Here is a 1,012-nt window from a genome sequence, read left to right as displayed (position 1 = left end):
CTTTGGCCGCTCGGGAACCCCACCTGATTGTGTACTTGATGGTGCCGGCTACCGGAATCGAACTGGTGACCTACTGATTACAAGTCAGTTGCTCTACCTACTGAGCTAAGCCGGCTTCAAGTGCTGCGCATTCTAGGTAGACAGAACGCTCGATGCAACAAAAAAATTGCGTAAAATGCGCTATCGCTTAGATTTTATCCAAATTCAGCTATAAATCTAGAGTAACAGTAAGAATTAGCGCAAAGAACCACCAACCCTATCCAACAAAATGGTGATTTCGCCACCAACCTTCCTCTTGTTTCTCTTGCACCAAAAATACGGTTTTGCCCTTTAGAAGGGCAGTCGCTGCACCGACCGATGCTATTTTGCTCGCTTTTCTAAGAAAACCGACTTGGAATGCATTTTGCTTGGTTAAAAATAAATTTCTGTCGAAGGGGAAAAATACGATGAAAACCGTTCAACTCAATGCAGCAACCTTGCCTGTCTATCGTGAGGAACTGGCTAATCTATTGATAGATGCTGTAGAAAAAGGCGCTTCTGTTGGATACCACTGGCCACTGTCCCATAAAGAAGCGACAGAATATTTTCATAGTTTGCAAACATCCGTTTCCAGCGGTGAACGTATGATATGGGTAGCGCGCGATGAGGAGGGTATCGTCGGAAGCGTACAGCTCGAGTTGTGTCAAAAAACAAACGGGAAAAACAGAGCTGAAATTCAAAAATTACTGGTTCATAGCCGCACAAGAAGAGCGGGAATAGGCCGACTGCTCATTCAACTGTTGGAAAAGAGCGCACTTTTACAGCAGAGGGGCTTGCTCTACTTAGACACCCAAGCAGGCTCCCCCGCAGAAGCGTTCTACCGTGCCTTGGGTTATCGCCACCTGGGAGAATTGCCAGACTATGCTTGCACACCTGATGGTTATTACCACCCAACGGCCATCTATTATAAGCGCCTCTTTGCTGTGAATGGTTTAGGTAAAGCCATCGCTAGCTAAATAGCTTCGCCAAATAG

At 46.1% G+C, this 1,012-nt stretch carries 1 protein-coding gene and 1 tRNA gene; one reads left to right on the top strand and one right to left on the bottom strand.

Annotated elements, in window-relative coordinates:
• Positions 1–39 precede the first annotated feature (39 nt).
• Positions 40–115: transfer RNA gene (locus tag H0248_RS21755), tRNA-Thr, on the bottom strand.
• A gap of 331 nt (positions 116–446) precedes the next feature.
• Here H0248_RS21755 and H0248_RS21750 point away from each other — a divergent pair.
• On the top strand, positions 447–995 hold the full coding sequence (locus H0248_RS21750) for a GNAT family N-acetyltransferase (RefSeq protein ID WP_180787457.1): 549 nt from the start codon (positions 447–449) through the stop codon (positions 993–995).
• Positions 996–1,012 lie beyond the last annotated feature (17 nt).

Source organism: Pectobacterium brasiliense (assembly GCF_013449685.1).
GTDB lineage: Bacteria > Pseudomonadota > Gammaproteobacteria > Enterobacterales > Enterobacteriaceae > Pectobacterium > Pectobacterium brasiliense_A.
The sequence above is the reverse complement of the archived record's forward strand: the minus strand, read 5'-3'. Positions and strand labels throughout refer to the sequence as shown.